This window comes from Sphingopyxis sp. DBS4 (assembly GCF_024628865.1).
Lineage (GTDB): Bacteria > Pseudomonadota > Alphaproteobacteria > Sphingomonadales > Sphingomonadaceae > Sphingopyxis.
Genome location: NZ_CP102384.1, coordinates 1,876,139 through 1,901,512, shown reverse-complemented (window position 1 = coordinate 1,901,512; position 25,374 = coordinate 1,876,139). Strand labels below are relative to the sequence as shown.

29 protein-coding genes and 1 tRNA gene are annotated in these 25,374 nt (G+C 65.3%); 21 read left to right on the top strand and 9 right to left on the bottom strand.

The annotated features are described in order from the left end of the window. The first annotated feature begins 14 nt into the window (after window positions 1–14). The 5 genes from glmS to NP825_RS08955 all read left to right on the top strand — a co-directional run bounded on the left by glmS (window position 15) and on the right by NP825_RS08955 (window position 4,842). Window positions 15–1,838, top strand: coding sequence for a glutamine--fructose-6-phosphate transaminase (isomerizing) (glmS, locus tag NP825_RS08975; RefSeq protein WP_257550555.1), 1,824 nt, complete (start codon window positions 15–17; stop codon window positions 1,836–1,838). Continuing rightward, a complete protein-coding gene (locus NP825_RS08970) occupies window positions 1,835–2,440 on the top strand; it encodes a hypothetical protein (RefSeq protein ID WP_257550553.1) in 606 nt (201 codons plus the stop codon). The genes glmS and NP825_RS08970 overlap by 4 nt, the downstream gene beginning before the upstream one ends. Further along, window positions 2,440–3,099 (top strand): HAD family phosphatase, encoded by a 660-nt coding sequence (locus tag NP825_RS08965; RefSeq protein WP_257550550.1) that lies wholly within the window; start codon window positions 2,440–2,442, stop codon window positions 3,097–3,099. Before NP825_RS08970 ends, NP825_RS08965 begins: the two co-directional genes overlap by 1 nt. Before the next feature lie 275 nt (window positions 3,100–3,374). Then, window positions 3,375–4,244, top strand: coding sequence for a dienelactone hydrolase family protein (locus NP825_RS08960; protein ID WP_257550548.1), 870 nt, complete (start codon window positions 3,375–3,377; stop codon window positions 4,242–4,244). Window positions 4,245–4,260: 16 nt separating this feature from the next. Beyond that, complete coding sequence (locus NP825_RS08955) at window positions 4,261–4,842, top strand: hypothetical protein (protein WP_257550546.1); 582 nt, start codon at window positions 4,261–4,263, stop codon at window positions 4,840–4,842. Here NP825_RS08955 and NP825_RS08950 read toward each other — a convergent pair. Both NP825_RS08950 and NP825_RS08945 read right to left on the bottom strand, forming a co-directional pair. Beyond that, window positions 4,827–5,843 (bottom strand): aldo/keto reductase, encoded by a 1,017-nt coding sequence (locus NP825_RS08950; RefSeq protein WP_257550544.1) that lies wholly within the window; start codon window positions 5,841–5,843, stop codon window positions 4,827–4,829. The two genes, NP825_RS08955 and NP825_RS08950, sit on opposite strands and share 16 nt — an antisense overlap. A 63-nt stretch (window positions 5,844–5,906) precedes the next feature. After that, window positions 5,907–6,497: a LysE family translocator gene (locus tag NP825_RS08945; RefSeq protein ID WP_257550542.1), complete on the bottom strand. Its 591-nt coding sequence runs from the start codon at window positions 6,495–6,497 to the stop codon at window positions 5,907–5,909. Window positions 6,498–6,569: 72 nt separating this feature from the next. Here NP825_RS08945 and NP825_RS08940 point away from each other — a divergent pair, with 72 nt between their 5' ends. The 8 genes from NP825_RS08940 (at window position 6,570) to queE (ending at window position 13,439) form a co-directional block, all read left to right on the top strand. Next, a complete protein-coding gene (locus tag NP825_RS08940) occupies window positions 6,570–7,022 on the top strand; it encodes an Lrp/AsnC family transcriptional regulator (RefSeq protein WP_257550539.1) in 453 nt (150 codons plus the stop codon). Between the two features lie 121 nt (window positions 7,023–7,143). Continuing rightward, entirely contained in the window at window positions 7,144–8,130 is a 987-nt protein-coding gene (locus tag NP825_RS08935; RefSeq protein WP_257550536.1) for an LLM class flavin-dependent oxidoreductase, read from the top strand. A 109-nt stretch (window positions 8,131–8,239) separates the two neighbouring features. Further along, window positions 8,240–9,427, top strand: coding sequence for an aspartate aminotransferase family protein (locus NP825_RS08930; protein WP_257550534.1), 1,188 nt, complete (start codon window positions 8,240–8,242; stop codon window positions 9,425–9,427). Then, window positions 9,424–10,350 carry an ornithine carbamoyltransferase gene (gene argF, locus NP825_RS08925; protein ID WP_257550532.1) on the top strand — a complete coding sequence of 309 codons (927 nt, stop codon included), beginning with the start codon at window positions 9,424–9,426 and terminating at the stop codon, window positions 10,348–10,350. The genes NP825_RS08930 and argF overlap by 4 nt, the downstream gene beginning before the upstream one ends. Beyond that, window positions 10,347–11,270 carry an Hsp33 family molecular chaperone HslO gene (locus NP825_RS08920; protein ID WP_257550530.1) on the top strand — a complete coding sequence of 308 codons (924 nt, stop codon included), beginning with the start codon at window positions 10,347–10,349 and terminating at the stop codon, window positions 11,268–11,270. Before argF ends, NP825_RS08920 begins: the two co-directional genes overlap by 4 nt. A 262-nt stretch (window positions 11,271–11,532) precedes the next feature. Beyond that, window positions 11,533–11,937: a hypothetical protein gene (locus NP825_RS08915; RefSeq protein ID WP_257550527.1), complete on the top strand. Its 405-nt coding sequence runs from the start codon at window positions 11,533–11,535 to the stop codon at window positions 11,935–11,937. Window positions 11,938–12,118: 181 nt separating this feature from the next. Then, window positions 12,119–12,802 (top strand): 7-cyano-7-deazaguanine synthase QueC, encoded by a 684-nt coding sequence (queC, locus tag NP825_RS08910; RefSeq protein WP_257550525.1) that lies wholly within the window; start codon window positions 12,119–12,121, stop codon window positions 12,800–12,802. A gap of 4 nt (window positions 12,803–12,806) precedes the next feature. After that, entirely contained in the window at window positions 12,807–13,439 is a 633-nt protein-coding gene (gene queE, locus NP825_RS08905; RefSeq protein WP_257550522.1) for a 7-carboxy-7-deazaguanine synthase, read from the top strand. 19 nt (window positions 13,440–13,458) lie between these two features. Here the strand turns inward: queE and NP825_RS08900 are convergent, their stop codons facing one another. Beyond that, entirely contained in the window at window positions 13,459–13,788 is a 330-nt protein-coding gene (locus tag NP825_RS08900; protein WP_257550520.1) for a hypothetical protein, read from the bottom strand. A gap of 10 nt (window positions 13,789–13,798) precedes the next feature. Beyond that, window positions 13,799–14,452, bottom strand: coding sequence for a lipoyl(octanoyl) transferase LipB (gene lipB, locus NP825_RS08895; protein ID WP_257550518.1), 654 nt, complete (start codon window positions 14,450–14,452; stop codon window positions 13,799–13,801). A 106-nt stretch (window positions 14,453–14,558) separates the two neighbouring features. On the opposite strand from lipB, the gene NP825_RS08890 reads away from it, so the two are divergent. Next, complete coding sequence (locus tag NP825_RS08890; protein ID WP_257550515.1) at window positions 14,559–15,302, top strand: hypothetical protein; 744 nt, start codon at window positions 14,559–14,561, stop codon at window positions 15,300–15,302. A gap of 60 nt (window positions 15,303–15,362) precedes the next feature. Next, entirely contained in the window at window positions 15,363–16,259 is an 897-nt protein-coding gene (locus NP825_RS08885) for a hypothetical protein (RefSeq protein WP_257550513.1), read from the top strand. Between the two features lie 54 nt (window positions 16,260–16,313). Here NP825_RS08885 and hemF read toward each other — a convergent pair whose 3' ends face one another. Both hemF and NP825_RS08875 read right to left on the bottom strand, forming a co-directional pair. Next, on the bottom strand, window positions 16,314–17,174 hold the full coding sequence (hemF, locus tag NP825_RS08880; protein ID WP_257550511.1) for an oxygen-dependent coproporphyrinogen oxidase: 861 nt from the start codon (window positions 17,172–17,174) through the stop codon (window positions 16,314–16,316). Continuing rightward, window positions 17,171–17,629, bottom strand: a complete 459-nt coding sequence (locus NP825_RS08875) for a tRNA (cytidine(34)-2'-O)-methyltransferase (protein ID WP_257550509.1) — start codon at window positions 17,627–17,629, stop codon at window positions 17,171–17,173. The genes hemF and NP825_RS08875 overlap by 4 nt, the downstream gene beginning before the upstream one ends. Before the next feature lie 224 nt (window positions 17,630–17,853). Here NP825_RS08875 and petA point away from each other — a divergent pair, with 224 nt between their 5' ends. The 4 genes from petA to NP825_RS08855 are packed head-to-tail and all read left to right on the top strand — an operon-like array spanning window position 17,854 to window position 21,130. Beyond that, complete coding sequence (gene petA, locus NP825_RS08870; protein WP_257550507.1) at window positions 17,854–18,411, top strand: ubiquinol-cytochrome c reductase iron-sulfur subunit; 558 nt, start codon at window positions 17,854–17,856, stop codon at window positions 18,409–18,411. Window positions 18,412–18,424: 13 nt separating this feature from the next. Continuing rightward, the gene (locus NP825_RS08865; protein WP_257550504.1) at window positions 18,425–19,705 is read left to right on the top strand and encodes a cytochrome b/b6; all 1,281 of its coding nucleotides are present in this window, start codon (window positions 18,425–18,427) and stop codon (window positions 19,703–19,705) included. A 31-nt stretch (window positions 19,706–19,736) separates the two neighbouring features. Then, window positions 19,737–20,549, top strand: coding sequence for a cytochrome c1 (locus NP825_RS08860; protein ID WP_257550502.1), 813 nt, complete (start codon window positions 19,737–19,739; stop codon window positions 20,547–20,549). Window positions 20,550–20,575: 26 nt separating this feature from the next. Then, window positions 20,576–21,130 carry an adenine phosphoribosyltransferase gene (locus tag NP825_RS08855; RefSeq protein ID WP_257550500.1) on the top strand — a complete coding sequence of 185 codons (555 nt, stop codon included), beginning with the start codon at window positions 20,576–20,578 and terminating at the stop codon, window positions 21,128–21,130. Between the two features lie 91 nt (window positions 21,131–21,221). Here the strand turns inward: NP825_RS08855 and NP825_RS08850 are convergent, their stop codons facing one another. Both NP825_RS08850 and NP825_RS08845 read right to left on the bottom strand, forming a co-directional pair. Then, a complete protein-coding gene (locus tag NP825_RS08850) occupies window positions 21,222–22,028 on the bottom strand; it encodes a hypothetical protein (RefSeq protein ID WP_257550498.1) in 807 nt (268 codons plus the stop codon). Between the two features lie 160 nt (window positions 22,029–22,188). After that, entirely contained in the window at window positions 22,189–22,965 is a 777-nt protein-coding gene (locus NP825_RS08845; RefSeq protein WP_257550496.1) for a DUF1134 domain-containing protein, read from the bottom strand. Between the two features lie 239 nt (window positions 22,966–23,204). On the opposite strand from NP825_RS08845, the gene NP825_RS08840 reads away from it, so the two are divergent. Continuing rightward, window positions 23,205–23,297, top strand: a tRNA-Ser gene (locus NP825_RS08840). 56 nt (window positions 23,298–23,353) lie between these two features. Next, window positions 23,354–24,424, top strand: coding sequence for a nitronate monooxygenase family protein (locus NP825_RS08835; protein ID WP_257550494.1), 1,071 nt, complete (start codon window positions 23,354–23,356; stop codon window positions 24,422–24,424). A gap of 3 nt (window positions 24,425–24,427) precedes the next feature. On the opposite strand, the gene NP825_RS08830 is transcribed toward NP825_RS08835, so the two are convergent. Continuing rightward, window positions 24,428–25,372, bottom strand: a complete 945-nt coding sequence (locus NP825_RS08830) for a DUF4886 domain-containing protein (protein WP_257550492.1) — start codon at window positions 25,370–25,372, stop codon at window positions 24,428–24,430. Between the last annotated feature and the right edge of the window lie 2 nt (window positions 25,373–25,374).

Genomic DNA, 25,374 nt, shown 5'->3' with positions numbered 1-25,374 from the left:
AAAGCCCATCCCCCATGTGCGGAATCATCGGAATTATCGGCAAGACCCAGGTCGCGGATCGCCTCGTCGACGGGCTGCGGCGCATGGAATATCGCGGCTATGACTCGGCGGGCGTCTGCACGGTCGACGGCGACCGGCTCATCCGCCGCCGCGCCGAGGGGAAGCTGAATAATCTCGTCAAGGAACTCGCGGGCAATCCCGCGCCCGGCACCGTCGGCATCGCGCACACGCGCTGGGCGACGCACGGCGCGCCGACGACGAGCAACGCGCATCCGCACGCGACCGGCGAAATCGCGCTCGTCCACAACGGCATCATCGAGAATTTCAAGCCGCTACGCGAAGCGCTGCAGGCGCGCGGCCGCCGCTTCGAGAGCGAGACCGATACCGAGGTTGTCGCGCACCTCGTCTCCGAACAGGTCGAGGCGGGTCAGTCGCCCGAGGATGCGGTCAAGGCGGTGCTGCCGCAGCTTCGCGGCGCCTTCGCGCTCGCGATTGCGTTCCGCCAGCATCCCGGCCTGCTGATCGGCGCACGGCTCGGCTCGCCGCTTGTCGTGGGCTATGGCGAGGGCGAGACTTATCTTGGCTCCGACGCGCTTGCACTCGCGCCGCTCACGCAGAAGATCGCCTATCTGGAGGAGGGCGACTGGGTCGTCATCACCCGCGATGGCGCGCAGATTTTCGATAGTGAAAATAATCCCGTAGAGCGTGACGTTACGACGTCGGGCGTCACCGCCGCGGCGGTCGAGAAGGGCAATTACCGCCACTTCATGCAGAAGGAGATTTTCGAGCAGCCGACGGTGGTCGCGCAGACGCTCTCCTCCTACATCCGCCCGCTCGAACAGACGGTGGCGCTGCCGCAGATGGACTTCGACCTGTCGAAGATCGAACGCATCACCATCGTCGCGTGCGGCACCAGCTTCTACGCCGGGATGGTCGCCAAATATTGGTTCGAGACCTTCGCGCGCGTCCCGGTCGACATCGATGTCGCGTCGGAATTCCGCTATCGCGACCCGGTGCTCCAGCCGGGCGGGCTCGCGCTTTTCATCTCGCAGTCGGGCGAGACTGCCGACACGCTCGCGGCGCTGCGCCATTGCAAGGCGAACGGGCAGACAATCGCGGTCGTCGTCAACGTACCGACCAGCAGCATGGCGCGCGAGGCCGACCTGTTGCTCCCGACCCATGCCGGGCCGGAGATCGGCGTCGCCTCGACCAAGGCCTTCACTTGCCAGCTCGCGGTGCTCGCGGCGCTCGCCGCACACCTCGCGCTCAAGAAGGGCAAGCTCAGCGAGGCCGAAGAGCGCGAAATCGTCCGCCACCTGATCGAGGCGCCCGCCGCGCTGAACGCCGCGCTTGCGCACGACGAGGAGATTGCGAAGATGGCGCACCTCGTCGCTCCGGCGCGCGACGTGCTCTATCTGGGGCGCGGCCCCGACTATCCGCTCGCGCTCGAGGGTGCGCTGAAGCTCAAGGAAATCAGCTATATCCACGCCGAAGGCTATGCCTCGGGCGAAATGAAGCATGGACCGATCGCGTTGATCGACGAGGCGGTGCCGGTGATCGTCCTCGCGCCGAGCGGCCCGCTGTTCGAAAAGACCGTCAGCAACATGCAGGAGGTGATGGCGCGCGGCGGCAAGATCGTGCTGATCAGCGACGCCGAGGGTCTCGCCGAAGCCGGCGAGGGCTGCATGGCGACGATCGAGATGCCGAAGGTCCACCCGCTGATCGCCCCGCTCGTCTATGCGGTGCCGGTGCAGTTGCTCGCCTATCATGTCGCGGTTGCGAAGGGCACCGACGTCGACCAGCCGCGCAATCTCGCGAAATCGGTGACGGTGGAGTGAGTGCGGACGCTGCGCTCCCCTTTCAGGCGGTATTTCGTCAGAACGATGCGGAGGCGGCGCGGGGCAAATATCTCGCACGTCTGTTCGGCATTTTTTCTGAAACGCTGGTCGATCTCTGGTGTCGGGATGCTCGCTCTCCCTATGAGAATCTGGGGCGGCCGACGGTGCATCATGACGGAAAGCGGCACACGCTTGATTTCCTCTTTCGCGACCGGCGCACCGGGCGAATCCACGTCGTCGAACAGAAATGCGAGATCGAATATCAGGGCTATCGCTATCTGACCCTGACCGAACCGCGGCAGCTCGACCATCATCGCAAACCGGCCTTTGCCGCCTTTCTCGCTGCGGCGCGGGGCGAGCGCCTGCAGGTGACGCTGAAAGGGACGGCGCAGCCCGTCGATGGCGCCATCCTGATCTGGGGCGCGGTCGATGCCAGAGGTCGCGCCAGCACGCTGGCGGAAACGGGCCTCGACGATATCGTGGCGCTGGCGGACGTCATTGCCGATCTGCAGGCGTGGCGACCCGAGGCCTATGTCGCCCTCATCAAGCAGCGCCGGAAATGGGCGGGCGAGCTGTTCGATTTCCTCGATAGGCGGTGCTGATGACCCCCGCTGCCATCATCTTCGACTTCGACGGTGTCATCGCCGACAGCGAGGTGCGCGCGAACCGGACGCTCGCCGAAAGCCTGACCGCGATCGGGCTGCCCACGACCTATGAGGAGTGCCTGCGCGACTATTGCGGGCACAATTGGCAGGAGACCGAGCGGCGCATCGTCGCCCGCTTCGGGCGCCCGTTGCCCGCCGATTTTCGCGAACAGCATCGCGCGCGGGCGCAAATCCGGTTCGCGGAGGGGTTTGCGCCGGTCCCCGGCGCACCGGCATTTCTCGATACGCTCGGCGACCGGCCGCGCGCGATCGCGTCGTCGAGCAGCCCCGCCTATATCGCGGCGTCGCTCGATCGCTTCGGGCTCGCGCATCATTTCGGGCGGCATGTCTACAGCGCCGACGGCTGGGAGCGCGGCAAACCGCACCCCGACATCTACCTCGCTGCGGCGAAGGGGCTCGGCCTCGACCCCGCGGCCTGCCTCGCGATCGAGGATTCGCCGATCGGCGCCCGCGCGGCGCTCGCGGCGGGGATGACGGTGATCGGTTTCTGCGGCGCGGGCCATATCCTCGACCGCGTGGCGCACGGCGCGAAGCTCCGCGAAGTCGGCGTGCATCAGGTTGCGCACAGCTACGATGAGGTTCTGCTCCATCGTTGAGGTCCATTCTTTCGTCATTCCCGCGAAAGCGGGAACCCAGCGGGCCAGCGCCGCTACTGGGTTCCCGCTTTCGCGGGAATGACGAAGTGGAGGACGCGCGCCGGGCCTTTCCTATTACGCCCCGCCGTGCTTAGCTGTGCTTGTGTTGATCGGCATTGCCAACGCGATTCCAGTGTGAAGTTGCGCAGTTTTCCGCGCCTTTCCCCGAATCGCCCTTTGCCGCAGCGGCTTTTGGCATGGCGGAGCGCATCAATGCCGGAAAGAGGAGAAAGCCCATGTGCGACGACATCACCGAAGCCGATCTGGACCGCGCCGGCATCCCCGTCCGCCGCCGCGATTTCGGGGCGCTGGTCGGCGCGGGCGCGATCGCCTCGATCCTGCCCGCCGCGGCCTGCGCCGCCGGGCCGGTCAAGGGCCGTGATGTGGAGATCAAGACCGCCGACGGCACCGTCGATGCGTATTTCGTCGCGCCGGCCGAGGGCAAGCATCCCGGCGTGCTGATCTGGCCCGACATTCGGGGCCTGCGCCCTGCCTTTCGCCAGATGGCCGAGCGGCTGGCGGGCGAGGGCTATGCGGTGCTGTGCGTGAACCCCTTCTATCGCTGGGCCAAGGCACCGGTCGTCCACGCCGGGCATGATTTCGACGATCCGGGCGTGCGCGAGACGCTGTTCGGCTACCTCAAGCAATTGAACCGCACGCTCGTGCAGACCGACGCCAGAGCGCATCTCGCCTTCCTCGACGCGCAGGCCGAGGTCGATACCGCGAAAGGGCTTGGCACCGCGGGCTATTGCATGGGCGGGCCGATGGTCATCTATACCGCGGCGCTCAGTCCGGCGCGGGTCAAGGCCGCGGCGAGTTTTCACGGCGCGGCGGTCGGCACCGACAAGCCCGACAGCCCGCATCTGCTGATCCCGGAAACGCAGGCGGGTTTCCTCTTCGCCATCGCCGACAATGACGATCAGAAGGACCCGGAAGAAAAGAACCGGCTCAAGACCGTGCTCGACCCGCGCCCGGAATGGCACGAGGTCGAGGTCTACAAGGGCGCGATGCACGGCTGGTGCCCGCCCGACGGCCGCGCCTATGACGAGGCGGCGGCGGAGAAAGCGTGGGGACGGATGCTCGAACTGTTCAAGGCGAGCCTCTGACGTCATCTATGCTGCAATGAAGGTTCATTTCATCCGGTCGGGCGAGCGGCGCTATGCGATGCGGATCGAGCGGAGTTCGGGGCCGATGTTGGAGATGGACCCGGCGCCGGGCTTCGATCCCGACTTGCCGCACGATATGGTGCATTTCGTCGTCGAGGCGGTGCTCGGGTTGAAGAGCGGCGTGTTCGGGCAGATTGCGGCGGGCGGCAATGCCGGCTCGTTCCATATCGGCGGACCCGAAGGCGCCGATGCCAAGGACCATCGCCGCGCGGCGCGCAAGCAGGCAGCGAAGGGGGCGGCGCTGCTGAAGGCGCAGGGGCGCGAAGGCGAACTGTCGGAACTTGCCGCTTTCCTGTTTGATATCGGCTGGCGCAGCGAGACGCGTGCCAGTAGCGCCGCGCAGCAGGCGGCGCTCGGCGAGGCGGCGCGGGTGCGCGCGACGCTCAGCGGCGAGGAGCGTGCGCGGTTCGAAGCCGCCCAAGCGGATATATTCGCAGCCTTCAACGCGGCGTCGAAGGTTTGGCGTGCGCTGAAGGTCGGCGAGGCGCTTGTTCTCGAATGGCCGACGCTCCGCCGGATCGGTCACCCCATCGGGTAGAGGATGTCCTTGCCGACCCTGTGCAGCGCCTTCATCAGATCGTCGCTCAGCACCAGCTCCTTCGCCGCAAGGATCGGTTCGACCTGATCATAAGCGCTGACGCCGACGATCGTCGAGGCGACGAAATCATGCTGCTTCGACCAGGCGGTCGCCATCGTCACCGGGTGCAATCCCGCTTCTTTGGCGATTGTCAGATAGCGTTCCGTCGCGGCGAGGCTGCGTTCATTGACGAAGCGCTGCCCCATCGCGGCCTGCCGGCCCTCCATCGCCAGGTAGCGCGAGAAGCGCGCGCCTTCGGGCCGGGCACCGCCCTGATATTTGCCCGACAATACCCCACCGGCGAGCGGCGAATAGGGGATCAGGCTGACGCCCTCCTGCCGGCAGGCCTGCGCCAGTTCATCCTCGAAGCGGCGGTTGTTGAGGCTGAAATTATTCTGGATCGTATGATAGCGGGCGGCGCCCAGCCGCTCCGACGCGGCGAGCGATTTCATCAGCCCCCAGCTCGTCTCGTTCGAGCAGCCGAGGACGCGGACCTTGCCCTCGCGGACCAGTTCGTCGAGCGCGTCCATCATCTCGTCATAGGGCGCGTCGGGGTCGGGCCAGTGCGTCTGATAAAGGTCGACATAGTCGGTTTGCAGCCGTGCCAGACTGCCCTCGATCGCGCTGCGAATGTTGTGGCGGTCGAGCGCCGTCATCCCGCCGCGACACGGCGATTTGAACCAGAGATGGCTCGGCCCCGAAACCTTGGTCGCGAGGATGATCGCGTCGCGCTTCTTGGTCTTCAGCCAGCGCCCGACGATCTCCTCGGTGCGGCCGACCCATTTGGTGTCGGGCGGCACCGGATAGCCTTCGGCAGTATCATAGAAATCGATCCCCTCGTCGAAACAGCGGTCGAGGATCCGATGCGCTTCCGCCTCGTCGGTCTGGCTGCCGAACGTCATCGTCCCCATGCAGATGTCGGAGACGTGGATGGCGCTTTTTCCGAGGCGGCGGCTTTGCATGGCTCTCTTCTCCTGTAGGGGGAGCGCCGTCTTTAGGTTGCGATCCGCAACCTTGCAATCGGGTCAGAGAAGGAGCGCGAGCGACCCCACCAGCAGCGCCGCCATCGTCCAGTTGAAGGCGCGCAGCCGCCCCGGACTCGACAGCCAGCCGCGCAGCGACACGCCCATCACCGCCCACAGGCTGGTCGAGGGAAGGTTGATGATTCCAAAGACGAGCGCGACGAGCAGCACCGCGGCGAGGTTGCGGTCGGGGGCATAAAGCGCGATCGCGGTCAGCGCCATCGACCAGGCCTTCGGGTTGACCCACTGGAACAGCACCGCCTGGAAAAAGCTCATCGGCCTGCCGCCCGGATTCTCGCCATCGCTCGGCGCGGCGGCATGCGCGATCTTCCACGCGAGCCAGAGCATATAGACGACGCTGACCAGTTTGAGCGCGGTGTTGAGAGCCGGAAACAGGTCGAACAATTCCATCAGTCCGACGCCGACGAGGACGATCATCAGGGTGAAGCCGATCCCGACGCCAAGTGCGTGCGGGATGGTGCGGCGGAGGCCGAAATTGGCACCCGACGCCATCAGCATCATATTGTTCGGCCCCGGCGTGATCGAGGTGACGACGGCAAAGGCGGAGAGCGCGGCGAGGGCGGTTTGTTCCATGCACGCAATATATCGGGCTCTCAGAACGCCGGATTGCAAAGTTGAACCGAAATTCTGTATATGATGCAACCTATGAGCAAAATTGACGCGATAAGCCGCAATATATTGCAGGAATTGTCGCGCGACGGGCGAATCTCGAACATCGAGCTGGCCGATCGCGTCGGCCTGTCGCCCTCGGCCTGTTTGCGCCGGGTGCAGGAGCTCGAACGCAGCGGAGTGATCAAGGGTTATCGCGCGGTGATCGACCCCGCGAAGCGTGGCCTGACCTTCCTTGCCTATGTGACCGTGGGCCTGTCGTCGCACACCAAGAAATCGCAAGCGGGTTTCGAGGCCGCGATGGCCGAGGCGCCCGAGGTGCGCGAATGCCACAACATCACCGGGACGATCGAATATCTTCTCCGCGTCGAGACGGCCGATCTGGCGGCCTACAAGCATTTCCATACCGAGGTGCTCGGCGTGCTGCCGCAGGTGCATTCGATCACCACCTATGTGCTAATGGATTCGCCGAAGGACGAGCGGGCCTGACAAAATTCGTCATTCCCGCGAAAGCGGGAACCCAGTTCCGACGTTGCTGCTGGGTTCCCGCTTTCGCGGGAATGACGAACAGGAGGTTGAACCTCCCGCGCACCCATCGCATATCAGTTGCATGGTGAAACTCTCCTTCCTCGACCTCGCCCCCGTGACCGACACGGGCACGATCTCGCAATCGCTCGCCAACGCCGCCGATCTCGCGCGCCATGCCGAGGCATTGGGCTACGAACGCTATTGGGTCGCCGAGCATCATGGCATGGCCGGGATCGCGAGTGCCGCGACCTCGGTCGTGCTCGCGCATATCGGGCAGGCGACCTCCACCATACGCATCGGCGCGGGCGGGATCATGCTGCCGAACCATGCCCCGATGGTGATCGCCGAGCAGTTCGGGACGCTCGAAGCCTTGTTCCCCGGCCGCGTCGACCTCGGTCTCGGCCGTGCGCCTGGCTCGGACGGTGTTGTCGCGCGGGCGCTGCGCCGCAACCTCGCGAGCGACGAGCGGCAGTTCCCGCAGGACGTGGTCGAACTGCAGGCCTTTCTGGCGGGCGACGATCGTCTCGGCATCCGCGCGGTGCCGGGCGAGGGGGCGAAGGTGCCGCTCTGGATTTTGGGGTCGAGCCTGTTCGGCGCGCAACTCGCGGCGATGCTGGGGCTCCCCTATGCCTTCGCCAGCCATTTCGCGCCCGACGCGCTCGACGAAGCGCTCGACATCTACCGCCGCCAGTTCAAACCATCGGAGCAGCTTTCGGAGCCTTACGCCGCCGCGGCGTTCAACGTCTTCGCTGCCGATACGCGCGAGGAGGCCGAACTGCTCGCCTCGTCGCAGCAGCAGGCGTTCGTCGCGCTGCGTACCGGCAATCCGGGCAAGATGAAGCCGCCGCTTGCGGGCTATAAGAACAGCCTGCCGCCCAATGCGCGCGCGATCCTCGACCATGTGCTGCAATGCTCGGTGGTCGGCACCGTCGAGGACGTCGCTGCCGGGCTCAAGGCGTTTCAGGCGCGCACCGGCGCCGACGAGATCATCATCGCCTCGTCGATGTACGACCATGATGCGCGCAAACGCTCGGTCGCGCTCGCGATGGAGGCGGCGAAGGGGCTCTAAGCCCCATGTTGACGCGGCTCCGGCCGCGGCAGTATAGGGACGGCCCGAACAAGGGCGGCCCATTTCGGGGTCGCCTTTTTCCTTTGTTCCTCACGGAAAGGTGTCTGACATGTCGATCACGCCGCTGATGCCCGTTTACCCCCGGTGCGCCGTGCGTCCGGTGCGAGGCGAGGGGGCCTATCTGATCGGCGAGCGCGGCGAGCGCTATCTCGACTTCGCGAGCGGCATTGCGGTCAATCTGCTCGGCCACGGCCACCCGCACCTGACCAAGGCGATTCAGGACCAGGCCGCGACGCTGATCCATGTGTCGAACCTCTATGGCAGCCCGCAGGGCGAGGCTTTTGCCCAGCGGCTCGTCGACAACACGTTCGCCGACACGGTGTTCTTCACCAACTCGGGCGCCGAAGCGGTCGAATGCGCGATCAAGACTGCGCGTGCCTATCATTCGAGCGCGGGCAATGCGCACAAGCATACGCTCATCACTTTCAACAACGCCTTCCACGGCCGCACCCTCGGCACCATCTCGGCGACCAATCAGGAAAAGCTGCGCAAGGGCTTCGATCCGCTGCTGCCCGGCTTCGCCTATGCGCCCTTTGACGATCTCAATGCGGCGCTCGATCTCGTCGACGACAGCACCGCGGGCTTCCTTGTCGAGCCGGTGCAGGGCGAGGGCGGCATCCGCCCCGCGTCGCAGCCGTTCCTGCAGGGGCTGCGCGACATCTGCAACGAGCGCGACCTAATGCTGATCTTTGACGAGGTCCAGTGCGGCGTAGCGCGCACCGGCTCGCTCTACGCCTATGAGCAATACGGCCTTGCCCCCGACATCCTCGCGAGCGCGAAGGGCATCGGCGGCGGCTTCCCGATGGGCGCCTGCCTCGCTACCGAAAAGGCGGCGCGCGGCATGACCATCGGCACCCATGGTTCGACTTATGGCGGCAATCCGCTCGCGATGGCGGCGGGGCAGGCGGTGTTCGACGTGATCCTCGAGGACGGCTTTCTCGATCAGGTCAAGACGACCGGCGAACGGCTGCGCGGCGCGCTCGAACAGCTTATTCCGAACCACGACAATCTCTTCGAGAGCGTGCGCGGCATGGGCCTGATGCTCGGCGTCAAGATGAAGTCCGACAGCCGCGCTTTCGTCGCACATCTGCGCGACAATCACGGGCTGCTGACGGTGGCGGCGGGCGACAATGTCATCCGCATTCTGCCGCCGCTCAACATCGAGCAGGGCCATATCGACGAGTGCATCGAGAAATTGTCGGCGGGGGCGGCGAGCTATACGCCGCCGGAAGCTTGATGCCCAATTTCCTGAACCTGTCCGACGCGGGCGGAGACGCCGTCGCGGCGATGCTCGCCGATGCGATCGATCGCAAGGCGGCGCGGGCGGGCTGGCCGAAGGCACGGCCCGACGCCGACAAGCCGCTCGCCGACCATGTGCTGGCGATGGTGTTCGAGAAGAATTCGACGCGCACGCGATGTTCGTTCGATCTCGCGATCCGTCAACTCGGCGGCGTGCCGATGATCCTCGACGCCGGGACAAGCCAACTCGGCCGCGGCGAGACGATCGCTGATACCGCGCGCGTGCTGTCGCGCTATGCTGATGCGATCATGATCCGCACCGATCATCATGACAAGATCGAGGAACTGGCCGCATATGCCGATGTTCCGGTGATCAACGGGCTGACCGACCTGTCGCATCCGTGCCAGATCGTCGCCGACCTGCTGACGATCGTCGAGAGCGGCAAGGCGCTTCCGGGGCTGGAGCTTGCATGGCTCGGCGACGGCAACAATGTCCTCGCCTCGCTGATCGAGGCGGCGGGGCTGTTCGGCTTCAACGTCCGCGCCGGGGTGCCGCAGGGTTATGAACCCGACGCGGGCTTCGTCGAGACGGCGCGGGCGCGTGGCGCGCGCATCGACATCGTCCGTGACGCGCGCGAGGCGGTCGCCGGCGCCGACCTTGTCGTCACCGACACCTGGGTGTCGATGGGGCAGGACCATGCCCATAACAAACTCGCGGCGATGGCGCCCTATCAGGTCGACGAGCGGCTGATGGGCGCGGCGAAGAGCGACGCGCTCTTTCTTCACTGTTTGCCCGCGCATCGCGGCGAGGAAGTCGTCGACGCGGTGATCGACGGCCAGCAGTCGCGCGTCTGGGACGAGGCCGAGAACCGCGTTCATGCGCAGAAGTCGGTCCTGCTGTGGGCGCTCGGCAGATTGTGAGCGAAACGCCGGAAACCTGGTTCGACCAGCCGTTGGTCTTCACGATCGCCGATCGCCACGTGCGCGGACGGCTGATCCGCCTCGGCCCGGTGCTGAATACGGTGATGGCGGCGCATAGCTATCCGCCCGTCGCCGAAAAACTGCTCGCCGAGGCGCTGGTGCTGACCGCGTTGCTCGGCTCGACGCTGAAGGGCGAGGAGAGCCAGCTCACCCTGCAGGCGCAGACCGGCGGCGGGCCGGTCGAACTGCTCGTCTGCGATTACAAGGGCGGCGAACTGCGCGGCTATCTGAAGTTCGATGCCGAGCGACTGGCCGAGGTGGGGGCCGATCCCACGTTGTTCGCCCTGTTCGGCGAGGGCTTTCTCGCCATCACCTTCGACCAGGCGGCGGGGGGCGAGCGTTATCAGGGCATCGTCCCGCTCGAAGGCGCGTCGATCGGCGACGCGGCCGAACATTATTTCGAGCAGTCGGAACAGATTCCCAGCCTGATCAGGCTCGCCGCGCGCCACGATGCCGAGGCGGGATGCGTCGCGGGCGGCCTGCTGCTCCAGCATCTGCCCGAGGGCGAGGCCGGGCGCGACCGGCTGCACGTGCGCCATGACCATCCCGAATGGGAGCACGCGCGCACGATCGCCGAGACGTTGAAGGGAGAGGAACTGACCGACCCTGCGACCTCGCTCGAGACGCTGGCGTGGCGGCTGTTCCATGAGGACGAGGTGCGGGTCGAAGCCGGGCGCTTCGTCTCGCGCGGCTGCCGCTGCAGCACCGATTATTTCGCCGGCGTGCTGTCGAAATTTCCCGAAGCCGAGCGCGGCGAAATGGCCGACGCGGCAGGGTTGGTCAACGTCGACTGCGCCTTCTGCTCGCGTATCTTCCCCATCTCGCTTGACGAGATCGCCGCGCATGGCTCGGCGGCCTAGCGCGGCGAGGCGCCTTATCTCGTCATCCCGGCGAAGGCCGGGATCTCGCCGGTGCGTCAGGTCGAGATGGCGAGATCCCGGCCTTCGCCGGGATGACGATTCCGTTAAAGACGATCATGCGCTGGCGCCGCTATCCAGGTCATTCTGACGGTGAAACGGGGCAAATCAGCGCCAAGCGGTTGAAATCCATCATCTGCCTTGCTACCTCCATATCGATGGGGTCGCATTTCCGTCCATGAAGGACGACCAGATGGAAGGAAATATGGCGATCTTTTCCCCGCTTTTCAGAACGTCTCTCGCGGCGCTCGGCCTCGCCGCGGCGACCGCGGTTCCGGCGCAGGCGCCGTCGCTTGCAATGCTCGACCGGCTCGAAAAGGGCAGTTGGCAACTCCGCGAGCGCGGCAAGGACGCGGTGTTGCAGACGATGTGCCTCGGCGATGCGCGGCGGATGATCCAGATCGAGCATCCGCGCGCGAACTGCTCGCGCTATATCATCGAGGATACGCCGAACTCGGTGACTGTCCATTACACCTGTCCGGGCGCCGGGCACGGCCGCACGACGATCCGCAGCGAAACCAACCGGCTCGTCCAGATCGACACCCAGGGGATCGCCGAAGGCCGCCCCTTCTCGCAGGCGATCGAGGCGCGGCGCACCGGCGGCTGCTGATCGGCGTCGGCAACGGCTTGTTAACCACGCTCTGCTAATTGGGAGAGGCGACGCACCGATGTGTGTCCTTCTCCCTAACGGCTTCGTGCCGAACTGGGCCGTGCCGCAACCGCCGCGCGGCCCATTTCTTTGGTGCGCCGCAACACTTGCGCCTGCGAGGGCAGGGGCCTATCTGGCGCCGATGCAAGATCTTTCCGGAAAGACGGTGATCGTCCTCCTGTCGGGCGGGCTCGACTCGATGGTCTGCGCGGGGCTGGCGCGCGAAGCCGGCGCGCGCATCGTCGCGCTCACGGTCGATTATAACCAGCGCCACCGCGTCGAGCTCGAATCGGCGGCGCGCATCGCCGCCGATGTCGGCGCGGCCGAGCATATCGTGCTGCCGCTCGACCTTCGCCGTTTCGGCGGATCGGCGCTGACCGCCGACATCGAGGTACCCAAAGACGGGGTGGGGGACGAGGTTCCGGTCACTTACGTGCCCGCGCGCAACCTCATTTTCCTGTCCTTGACGCTCGGGCTGGCCGAGGCGCGGCAGGCGCAGGACATCATGATCGGCGTCAACGCGCTTGATTATTCGGGCTATCCCGACTGCCGCCCCGATTTCATCGCGGGCTTCGAGAAGCTGGCGGCGCTGGCGACGCGCGACGGCGACAAGGGCGTCGCCTTCCGCATTCTGGCCCCGCTCCAGTACATGACCAAGGCCGACATCGCGGCCGAGGCGGCGCGGCTCGGCATGGACGCGGGGATGAGCTGGTCGTGTTACGACCCGACCCCGGACGGCCTGCATTGCGGCGCGTGCGACAGCTGCCGGCTGCGCAGCAAGGGCTTCGCCGAGGCCGGGCTCGCCGACCCGACGCGCTACGCCTGATCCCATGGCTTATGCCGTCAAAGAGATTTTCCTGACTCTGCAGGGCGAGGGTGCGCAGGCGGGGCGCCGCGCGGTTTTCTGTCGCTTCGCGGGCTGCAACCTGTGGACCGGGCGCGAGCAGGATCGGGCGAAAGCCATCTGCAAATTCTGCGACACCGATTTCGTCGGCACCGACGGCACGCTCGGCGCGAAATATCCCGATGCAGCGGCGCTGGCGCGGGTGATCGGCGAAAGCTGGGGCGACGGGGCGGGCGACCGCTACGTCGTGCTGACCGGCGGCGAGCCGATGCTGCAGGTCGATGCGCCGCTGATCGATGCCCTGCACGCACAGGGTTTTACGATCGCGATCGAAACCAACGGTACCCACGAAGTGCCGCGCAGCATCGACTGGATTTGTGTCAGCCCCAAGGCCGGGAGCGAGCTTGTCCAGCGGAGCGGCGACGAGTTGAAGCTCGTCTGGCCGCAGCCGGGCAGCGATGTCGCGATGCTTGCGGAGCTCGATTTCGCGCACCGGCTGATCCAGCCGCTCGACGACCCGAACGCGGCTGCCAATGTTCAGGCGTGCATCGATCTGGTGATGGCCGATCCGCGCTGGCGCCTGTCGCTGCAGACGCACAAATCGCTGGGGCTGCGCTGAAATTAGGGGAGGCGGCGGACTATTCGGTCTTCGTCGCCGTGCTGTCGGCGGTCACCGCTTTCTTCGCCACCGGCGCCTCGACGGCATCGGGATTCTCGGATGCGACCTCGTCGCCCTCGGCCGCATCAGCCGCGGGCTTGGTGCCGTCCTTCTTGGTTCCGTCGTCGGGCACGCTGTTGTCGACCGCGGTCCCGTCGCCTGCCGCATTGTCGAGAATGATCATCGAATCGCTGATCGAGCCCGGCTGAACCTCGACCGCGTCGAGCTTGGCGGTCGATTTGCCCGATGGCTCGTTGCCGCAGGCCGCGAGCGAAAGCAGGAGGAGCGAGCTGAGGATGATCCGCGTCATGGCGCCGTTCCTAGTCGCTCGCCCGCAGCTTGTCGAGAAAGCCGGGAAAGGCGTCGGCCAGCGCGCGGTCGACCTCGGCGAACGACGCCTGCTTCCCCAGCATCGCGAGGCTGGTGACCGGAAACTCGGCGATCCCGCACGGCACGATGCCCGAAAAATGCGTCATGTCGGGATCGACGTTGAGCGAAAATCCGTGGAGCGTGACCCAGCGCTTCACCCGGACGCCGATCGCCCCGATCTTGGCTTCGCGGCCGTCCGGATCGTCGGTCCAGATGCCGATGCGCCCCTCGGCGCGGCGCGCGGCGACGCCGAGCAGAGCGAGCGCGTCGATCACCCAGCCCTCGAGCGCCGCGACATAGGCGCGCACGTCGCGCCCGCGCTGCGTCAGGTCGAGCTGGACATAGCCGACGCGCTGGCCGGGACCATGATAGGTATAACGCCCGCCGCGCCCGGCATCGAACACCGGAAAACGCGGGTCGAGCAGTTCGGCGGGATCGGCGCTGGTCCCGGCGGTATAGAGCGGTGGGTGCTCGATCAGCCAGACGCGCTCGCGCCCCGTGCCCGCCTGGATCGCGGCGGCGCGCTGCTCCATGTCGGCGAGCGCCGCGGCATAATCGGTCCGGCCGGGTGCGACGATCCATTCGGGTGCAGAAAGTCGGGTCATCGCGGGGTAAGTGCCGTCTCGCGGGCGCAGATGCAAGAGGCTGGACATTGGGGACGAAGGCCGTCAGTTTCGACCGCAACCGGGAAAAGAAAATAATGGGGTATCAATGACAAAATTCGACATGGGCGCGGCATGGGACGATGCGACGATGCTGGTTCGCGCGCACCTGCCGCTGACCGGCGTGCTGGCCGGGCTGTTCTTTTTCCTGCCCGGCATGATGATGGCGCTGCTCGGTCCCGCGCCGCTTTCGCCGCCCGGTAATGTCACGCCCGAACAGCTCAATGCGATGCTCATCGCGGATTTGAAGCAGCAATTCCCGTGGCTTCTGGCGGTCACCATGGCATCGACGCTGGGTTCGCTCGCTATTTTGCGGCTGTGGCTCGCCCGGGCGGGCACCAGCGTCGGCGAGGCGCTGCTCTTTACGCTGGCGATGATCCCGACGATGATCGCGATGTTCGTGGTGCAATCGCTGTTGATGGGGATTGCGTTTCTGCTGCTGATCGTGCCGGCGATCTATCTCTTTGGCCGGCTTGCCGCCGCCTATCCCTTGCTGGCGGACCGCAATATCAAGAATCCGTTCGCGGCCCTGATGGGTAGCTGGCAATTGACGAGCGGCAACGGCTGGCGGGTCGCCTTCTTCGTTTTCCTGTTCCTGATCGTCCTGATCGTTATTTCGCTGATCGTTCAGCAGGTGACCGGCATCTTCGGCGTCCGCGGCTCTATCGGCTATCTGATCGGCAGCGTGATCAATTCGGCCGTGTCCGCGGGCTTCGGCTTGCTCAACACGGCGGTGCTCGCATCGGTCTATCGGCAATTGGCGGCGAGGGGGGCGGGGGACATTTTCCAATAATTCGTTCCATCGGGACGAAAGACGTGAAGGACAGTCGGGGTTAACAACAGGGGAAGAGACATGGCCAAAATGAGCATAGGGGCGGCCTTTTCGGAGACGTTCGCCTTTCTGGGCGCCAATTGGGCGCGGATGCTGCTGTATCTGGGCGGGGCGCTGGTGGCGATCGCGTTGCTGGGCTGGCTGCTGCTCGGCAGCACCTTCGCGTCGATGGCGGCGTCGCCCAACGATCCTTCCGCCGCGCTCAGCGCTTTCGGCAAAATCTTCTTCTTTGCGATCATCGCGGGAACGGTGATGTTCGCAGCGAGCCTTCTCGTGTGGCGCAGCGGCCTGGTCGGCGGCGATCCGGCCGCGGACATCGGCTGGTCGCTCGGCGCCGGGGCCGCCTATGTCGGGGCGCTGTTCATCCTCTACATCGGGATGGTCATCGCCATGTATATCATCCTCCTGATCGTCGGACTGTTCGCGGTCGCGCTGTTCGGGGTGAGTGGCCTGTCGCCGGAAATCTTCATGAACGGCGGCGTGTCGGGCGGACTGATCGCCTTTGGGGTCATCGTCTATATCGCGATCATCGTCTTTTTCCTGTGGCTGTTCGGGCGGCTGGGGGTCGCGGGACCGTGGATGGCGGCGCACCGCCGGTCGAACCCGTTCGCTGCCCTGGGCGCGTCCTGGAAATTGACCGGCGCGTCGCAGTGGACGATCGTCGGTTTCAACGTGATTATCGCGATCCTGTCGTTCGTTTTCCTGATGGTCGCCAATCTGATCTTCGGCGGTATCGCGGGAGCGGCGGGGGGCATCTTCGGTGCAATGGGAAGCCCCGGCGCGGGCGCGGGCACGATCCTGTTCGCCGTCATTTTCGGCCTGCTGATCTATGTTCCGCTGATCCTGCTGTCGGTTGCGACGCCGGCAGCGATCTATCGCTGCGTCAATACCGACAGCAACGCCGGCGTTTTCGCCTGACCGGGCGCTGATCCGAAACGAGGGCGCTCCGCAGGCGGGGCGCCCTTCTTCGTGTCAGCTCCACTTGGCGAGCGGCGGCAGGCTCATCAGGATCGCGTCGATATTGCCGCCGGTCTTGAGCCCGAACAGCGTTCCGCGATCGTAGACGAGGTTGAATTCGGCATAGCGCCCGCGCCAGACGAGCTGTTCCTCGCGGTCGGCGTCGGTGAAGGGCAGGCCCATGCGCCGCCGCACGACCTGCGGGAAGATGTCGAGGAAGGCTTCGCCGACCCCTTGCGTGAAGGCGAAATTGCGGTCGAACTCGGCATCGTCGCCGCATTCGAGATGATCGTAGAAGATGCCGCCGACGCCGCGATGCACGCCGCGATGTGGGATATAGAAATAATCGTCGGCCCATTTGGCGTAGCGTTCGTAGACGTCGGGGCCATAGGGCGCGCAGGCGGCGCGAAAACGGGCGTGAAAGGCGTCGGTGTCTTCCTGGTAAGGGATCGGCGGATTGAGGTCGGCGCCGCCGCCGAACCAGCGCTTCGTCGTCGCGAGGAAGCGCGTGTTCATATGCACCGCGGGCACATGCGGGTTCGCCATATGCGCGACGAGGCTGATTCCGGTCGCGAAAAAGCTGGGATCCTCGCCCGCGCCGTGGATTGACGCCGCGAAATCGGGCGCGAATTCGCCGCCGACGGTCGAGACGTTCACTCCGACCTTTTCGAAGACCTGCCCCGTCATCACCGCGCGCACGCCGCCGCCGCCCGCGCCGGGCGCGATCCCCTCGGCCTCGCGGTCCCATGGCGTGTAGGTAAAGTGCGCGTCGCTGCCGGTCTCGCGCTCGATCGCCTCGAACGCGGCGCAGATGCGGTCACGCAGCGACTCGAACCAGCTTCGCGCCGCCTGTTGCTGGGGATCGAGCGAGATCATGCGGAAAAGCCTTTCGTTTGGCGGAGCGCCTCGGCGAGCGCGATGCCAGCCGCGACCGCGACATTCAAGGAGCGAAAGCCGGGCTGCATCGGAATCGCGACCCGCGCGGCGACGGCCTCGTGGACATGGTGCGGAACGCCGGCGCTCTCTGATCCGAAGAGCAGCACATCGCCTTGATCGAAATCAAAGTCGGGAAGCGGAGTCGCGCCCGCGGTCGAGAGCAGGACGAGGCGCTGGCCGCCGATCTGTGCCCATTGGCGGAACGCGTCCCAGCCGGGATGCCGCCGGACATTGGCGCGCACCGCATAATCCATTCCGGCGCGCTTCAGCGCCGCGTCGCCGAAGGGGAAACCGCACGGCTCGATGATATGCGCGGGCGCCCCGAAACAGGCGGCGGTGCGCAGGATCGTGCCGACATTGCCGGCAATATCGGGCTGAAACAGGGCGATTTCCATGCCGCCGCCATAGTCCCGGCGGGTGAAGGAATCGAGGGCTTAGGGTCCGAAGGGCCGATCAATGGGACGAAGGGGAAATTGCCTGTTGGCAAGCCCGGACTGTGCGGCTATCAGGCCCGCAATTCCCGGAGGGGCCGCCGGGCTGCGCCGTTTTGTGCGCGCGCAACGGGGCGGGCCATCCTTCTTCGGGAACTTTGTCAGTTCACCCATGCAAGGGCAGTCGAATGGCCAGTGAAACCGAAACTACCGCCGGCATCGAAGATGGCGTGCGGCGCCGGGACTTCATCAATATCGCGGCGGTCAGTTTCGCCGGTGTCGGTGCGGCCGCGGTGGTGCTTCCCCTGGTCAATCAGATGAATCCTTCCGCTGACGTGCTTGCGCTGTCGTCGACCGAAATCGACATTTCGGCGATTCAGCCGGGGCAGGCCATCAAGACGAGCTGGCGCAAGCAGCCGGTGTTCGTCCGCAACCTGACCCCGGTCGAGATCGCGGAGGCGAAGAAGGTTCCCTTGAGCGACCTGCGCGACCCGCAGACGATCGACGAGCGCACCAAGCCCGGCAAGGAAAACTGGCTGATCACGCTCGGCGTCTGCACCCATCTCGGCTGCGTGCCGCTCGGCGCCGCCGAGGGCGAGAACCGCGGCGATTACGGCGGTTATTTCTGCCCGTGCCACGGGTCGCACTACGACACCGCGGCGCGCATCCGTAAGGGCCCGGCACCCAAGAATCTGGCTGTGCCGCCCTATGAATTCAACAGCGACACCGTCGTGACGATCGGCTGAGGAGCGAGATAAGATGAGCTTTCCCTGGGCCAAACCATATGAACCCCAGCATCCGCTGATGAAGTGGATGGACGAGAAGTTGCCGATTCCGCGGCTTGTCTACAATGCCACCGGTCCCGGCTATCCGGTTCCGCGCAACCTCAACTATTTCTGGAACTTCGGCGTCCTCGCGGGTGCCGCGCTGGTCATCCAGATCGTCACCGGTATCGTGCTGGCGATGCATTATGCCGCCAATGCGGGCGTCGCCTTCAACTCGGTCGAGCATATCATGCGCGACGTGAACGCCGGCTGGTTCATCCGCTACGCGCATATGAACGGCGCGAGCATGTTCTTCATCGTCGTTTATCTGCACATCTTCCGCGGCCTTTATTACGGATCGTACAAGGCGCCGCGCGAAATGGTGTGGCTGCTCGGCGTCGTGATCTTCCTCCTGATGATGGCGACCGCCTTCATGGGCTATGTCCTTCCCTGGGGCCAGATGAGCTTCTGGGGGGCGCAGGTGATCACCGGCTTCTTCTCGGCGATTCCGGTCGTCGGCGATCCGATCCGCGTCTGGCTGCTCGGTGGCTTCGCGCCCGACAATGCCGCGCTCAACCGCTTCTTCTCGCTCCACTATCTGCTGCCGTTCGTGATCGCGGGGGTCATCATCCTGCATATCTGGGCGCTGCACATTCCGGGGTCGTCGAACCCGACGGGCATCGAGGTGAAGGACGAACAGGATACCGTCCCGTTCCACCCCTATTACACCGCAAAGGACGGCTTCGGCGTCGGCGTGTTCCTGCTCGTCTTCGTCGCGTTGACCTTCTTCAGCCCGAACCTGCTCGGCCATGCGGACAATTATATCCCCGCCAACCCGCTTTCGACCCCCGCGCATATCGTGCCCGAATGGTATTTCTGGCCCTTCTACGCGATCCTGCGCGCCTTCACCTTCAACTTCCTGTGGATCGATGCGAAACTGTGGGGCGTCATCGCGATGTTCGCGGCGATCGCGCTACTGTTCTTCCTGCCGTGGCTCGACAGCTCGCCGGTCAAGTCGTCGAACTATCGTCCGCTCAACCGCATTTTCTTCTGGGTTCTCGTCGTCGACGTGTTCATCCTGGGGTTCTGCGGCAAGAGTCCGGCCGAACAGCCGTACGTGATCATGAGCCAGCTCGCCGCGGCTTATTATTTCGCGCACTTCCTGATCATATTGCCGATCGTCTCGCGGATCGAACGTCCGCTGCCGATGCCGAACTCGATCACGGAAGCGGTCCTCGCAAAGCATGCCGACGACACGTCGGCGGCCACGGCCTGAGCGCCGGACTTTAATAGGAGCTGATACAGCCATGGTTCGTCCGCTCGGTTTTCTCGTCGGTCTGGGTTTCATCGCAGCCCTGCTGTGCGCGATCCTGACCACGCCCCTTTCCAACGAAGCCAATGCTTCGCACGCGTTCCACAAGGAACCGAAGCATCTTGCGCTGTCGAGTGACGGTCTGCTCCCGCACTGGGACAAGGCCAAGCTGCAGCGCGGGATGCAGGTGTACAAGGAAGTCTGTTCGGCGTGCCACAGCCTGAACCTCGTCGCCTTCCGCGACATCGCGGATCTCGGCTATAGCGAGGGGCAGATCAAGAGCTTCGCCAAAAGCTATGACACGATCCCGTCGGTCAATCCCGACACCGGCGAACCGTCGACGCGCACGGGCCTGCCGTCGGATCATTTCCCGGCGCCCTACGCCAATGAAACCGCGGCGCGCGCGGCGAACAACAATGCGTTGCCGCCCGACCTGTCGCTGATCACCAAGGCGCGCGAAGGCGGCAAGAACTATGTCTATTCGCTGCTGACCGGCTTCCAGAATCCCCCGGCGAACCTGCCGAAGGAACTGCAGCCGCCGACGGGCCTGCACTACAACCCCTATTTCGCGAACCTCAACCTCGCGATGGCGCCGCCGCTGCACGACGGGCAGGTGACCTTTGCCGACGGTTCGCCGAACACGGTGAAAGCGATGGCGAGCGATGTCGCCGCCTTCCTGGTGTGGACCGCCGAGCCGAAGCTGGTGAAGCGCGTTCAGGTGGGCTGGGCAGCCTTCATCTTCCTGCTCATCTTCACTGGCCTGACCTATATGTCGTACCGGAACATCTGGGCCGACAAGAAGCATTGACCCTTCGGGGGAGGGCGGTCACGCCGATGATCGCTCTCCCGCCTCGGCCCGACCTCGACCTTGCGTCGCTGGTCCGCACCATCCCGGACTTTCCTAAGCCGGGCATCCAGTTCCGCGATATCACCACGCTGATCGGCGACGCCGCCGGCTTTTCCGAAAGCGTCCGCCGCCTGGCCGCCCGCGCCGCTGCCTATCGTCCCGACTATATCGTCGCGGTCGAGGCGCGGGGCTTCCTGTTCGGTGCGGCGATGGCGACCGCGATGGGCGTCGGTCTCGTCCCGGTGCGCAAGGCGGGCAAGCTGCCGGGCGTCACCATCGGCGTCGACTACGAGCTCGAATATGGCGTCGACCGCCTCGAACTGCACGAAGGCGCGGTGACCGCGGGGCATCGTGTCGTGCTCGTCGATGATCTGCTCGCGACCGGCGGCACGATCCTCGCCGCCGCAAGACTGATGCAGAGCGTCGGCGCCGAGGTCGCCGCCGCGCTGTTCGTGATCGGCCTCCCCGATCTGGGCGGCTCGCAGCGGCTCGAGGCCGCGGGGCTGACATGCGAGACGCTGATCGCCTTCGACGGGGATTAGCAATGTTAGCTGTTGGCAAATTGCGGATAGGCAGGTTCGCCAACAAGCGTCAGCGGTCCACTGGGTCGATCATCAAGAAAGGGATCTGATTTCAGAGGGATGGCTGGCGGCTGAGGCCGACGCGAAATGTGGCGACGCCGCGAACGGGGTGATCGCCGGCATCTTTTGCAGCAGTGAACAAGGTCTTGCCCACGACTGCACCGCAGGCAACGGTTTCTATCCCGCTCCTGACATTATCCGTCGCGGCACGACAGCCATCGACGATGCCATCTACCGTGATGGTGACACGGAACAGAGCATCGACATCCGACTGTCCGGACTGTCTCGCAATATCCATCAGTTCTTTGTTCGAGAGCCAATCGTCCCGGTCCTTCAACGCCACCGGTGGCTTGCCGCCGGGGGCGAACTGGCCGGCATCGGCGCCCCAATCGATCAACTGGTCGGCGGTGCATTTGCGAAGCGCCTCGACGGCCTTGGCTGCACCAGCGACCTGGGCGGCGCCTTCGATACCGGTCTTGGTCGTTATGGTCACCGTTTCAGCATGTTCAAGCCCGGTGAGGAAATCCAGCGCGACGCCTTGCATCTGAATTACCGGCATGCCGTTCGGCAGTTTTGTGGCGCGCGCCAGCCCGTCCAATTTTTGCCGGGATGGAGCAAAGGTCAGTGCGGCGGGCGAGAGCGGCGTGGAGCCTTTGATTTTCTCGCTGGCGATAGCCACGTTGTAGCTGTCGATCCCCGGCACGGTCTCGATCGCCAAAATGGCGGATGGTTCGATATTTTGCCGTTCCAGTTGGCACCTTGCCGGATCGTCTCGCAAGATCCAGCGCGAGACTGGCGGATCGGGAATAGTTTGCGCATTTCCGATGAGCGCCAAAGCTCCCAAGAGCGAAGCAATCATTTTATCCTCCCCGACATCCTGAAGCAGAATGGTCGAGCAGCCTTCCGTAAGCAAGAAATGAAGAAGTGAATCATCGCCTTCGACTATTTTGCTGCGCGCAAAGAAAAAGCCCGCGCCGAAGCGCGGGCTGTGCTCGCCCCCTTGGCAAGCTCTCGGGGCCTTAGAAGGGCACCCAATTCTGCTTCTTGCGGATCTTCATATAGCCGACATTGACACCCAGTCGCGCGCCGACGCCCACCCGGATCGGGATCAGCACGACGTCGCCGCGGCGCAGATAGCTCGCGTTGAAGCCGCCGACGAGATAGGCTGCCCCTTCGCCCGCCGGATAGCGCTTGTAGATATCCTCGGTGTCGAAGAGATTGTAGACGAGGACGAAGGTGCTGCCCGCGTTGGCGCCCGCGTCGAAGCCGATCGACGGGCCGGTCCAGTAAACCGGCCGTTCGCCCTCGATCTTGTGGTGGAGCGTGCCCGAGCCATAGCGAACGCCGATGCCTAGCGCGCCGCCGGCCTCGCGCCCGACGATATAGGCGTTGGGCTCGCCCTGCTTCTTGAGGATGTCCTCGATTAGTCCCGCCAGGCCTTGCGCGCCCTTGCCGAACACGCCCTCGGCGGCGCCGATCAGATCGTCTTTCTTGTAGGTCGAACCATCGGAAGCGGCCGCCGTCGCGCTATCGGCGGTGGTGGTCGCGACGCCGGTGTCGGGTGTCGTCGAATATTGTTCGTCGCCGGTGGCAAGGTCGCTGTTCAGGGTCGGATCGGCGGGTGCCGGATCGTTCACGGAAGGCGCCGGAGTCACGGGCTGGGGGTTGTCGAGATCGGAATCGATCGCGGTGTTGGGGTCGACCGAGGTCATCTGGCCATTCGCCGCGACCGGCGCGAGCATCAGCCCGATCGATGCCAGGGTGGTGGCGGCAAAAGTGGCAAGCGTTTTACGCATATGTCCCCCAAATCGGTCCGCGCCAGATGCGCCGGACGGGTTTACCATGACTCCGACTGTGAATCGCGGGCAATGAATGGGCGATGACTTGAGTCGATTTTACGCCGGATCGAATCCTTTTTGCCATGAACCGCGAAAAATAAGGTCGAAAGGGAGCAATGTTAGGCGTTGCGAGGCGCGAAGCGCATGGCTATAGCGACCCGCCTAAGCCAGCCTGCCGTTAGCGCGGCAGACCATGCGGAGACGTGGGTGAGTGGCTGAAACCAACGGTTTGCTAAACCGTCGTACTGGTAAATCCGGTACCGAGGGTTCGAATCCCTCCGTCTCCGCCACCCTTCCCAACGCCTTTGGTTTTGAAGTCCGGCCGAAACGGTCTTAGGGCTTGTCCATGGCCCCTCACGATCTACTCTCGCTTCTCGGCATCGATCTGCCGATCATTCAGGCGCCGATGGCGGGCGTATCGTCGCCCGACATGGCGGCGGCGGTCAGCGAGGCGGGGGCGCTGGGTTCGATCGGCGTCGGTGCGACCGACGTCGACGGGGCGCGGGGGATGATCGCCGCGGTGCGCGCACGCACGGCGCGGCCGTTTCAGGTCAATCTGTTCTGCCACCGGCCCGCGATCGCCGATACCGGGCGCGAGCGCCGGTGGATCGAACGCTTCCGCCCGCTGTTCGCCGAGTTCGATGCCGAACCGCCGGAAACGCTCGGTGAAATCTATCGCAGCTTCGTCGGCCATGACGCGATGCTGGAAATGCTGATCGACGAGCGCCCGCCGGTCGTCAGCTTCCATTTCGGTCTGCCCACCGAGAAGGTGATCGCGGCGCTGCATGCGGCCGGGATCATCCTGCTCGCCACGGCCACCAGTCTCGCCGAGGCGGAGGCTGTGGCTGCCGCCGGGATCGATGCCATCGTCGCACAGGGATGGGAGGCGGGCGGCCACCGGGGGATATTCGATCCCGACGCGCGCGACGACCGGCTCGGGACGATGGCGCTCACCCGCTTGCTTGCGCAGCGGCTCGACCGGCCGGTCATCGCGGCGGGCGGGATCATGGACGGCGCGGGCATCGCCGCCGTGCTCAACCTTGGCGCCTCCGCCGCGCAGCTCGGCACGGCTTTCGTCGCCTGCGACGAGAGCCTGGCCGACGCGGCCTATCGCGCCGCGCTTCTCGGCGATGCGGCGCGTCATACCGCGATGGTGCGCGCCGTATCGGGCCGACCCGCGCGTATCCTGTCCAATCGCTTCGCCGCGCAGGATGCCGTGATCGATCCGGCCGAAATTCCCGCCTATCCGATCACTTATGATCTGGGCAAAGCGCTGCATGCCGCCGCCAAGGCGCGGGGCGAGCATGGGTATGGGGCGCAATGGGCGGGGCAGGGCGCGCCGCTCGCGCGCGCGATGTCGGCAGCCGATCTCGTCGCGGCGCTGGTGGCCGAACTCGAAGCGGCACGGCGCGCGTAGAGATCAGCGCACGGTTTTCAATCGCGCCAGCTCGTCGCGTGCGACCTTCTGCAGGGCAACCGCCTGCGCGTCCGAGAGGCCGAGCGCATCGGCGCCCTTCTCGTGCGCGCCCAGGCTGACGGGATCGATCCCTGTGATCGCGCCAAAGGTAACCAGCGCGGACAGATAATAGCCCGCAACGCTCGCGTGATAATGGTCGTAGGTCCAAAGATCGAGCTGGCCGTAGGCGATGCCGTCATAAGGATCGGGGTCAGCGATACCCTCCGCCATCGCCCGGTTCCATGCCTCGCCCACGGGCAATATGCCCCGGACGGCAGGGTTGGCGGCGCGGGCCTGCTCGGCGGCGGCGCGCAGGTCGTCGGCCATCGCGCTCACCGGCTTGCCGTACCAATGGCCCTTGGGCGTATAGGTCTGGTCGGCGCGCGTCCACGTCGCGGCGAGCCGGATGTCGACCGCCGGATTGCGCCTTTTGAACAGCGCGGTCATCCGGCCGACATCGCGGATATAGCTGGCGGGATCGCCGGGCCGGGCGTGGTCGAGAACGCTATATTCCTGGAGGACGACGACGTCCCACGGCTTGTCGAACAGCGCGCGCCGCTCGTCGTAATGAAAGCCGAGCGACTTGCCCCCCTGCGTCTCGAGGCTGACGGCATAATCGAGCCCCGCCTGCTCGCAAAAGGCCTTGAACAGCGCCGGAACACCGCCATAGCCGGCGCCGTTGAGATCGGTGACCATGTCCGCGTGCCAGTTGCGCGCCGCCGAATGCGCGCCCTGGGTGAAGCTGTTGCCGATGAACAGGATTGTTCGCGGCGCCGTGTTCAGAGCGGGGGCAGGGGATGCCGCGCCGGCGGCGGTCGGCGCGGGCGCGCTCTCCTTTGCCGTGACCGCCGGCGCGACGGCGAGCCCGGCGCAGCCGATCAGGAGCCAGATACCGGACCCGTATTTCATCG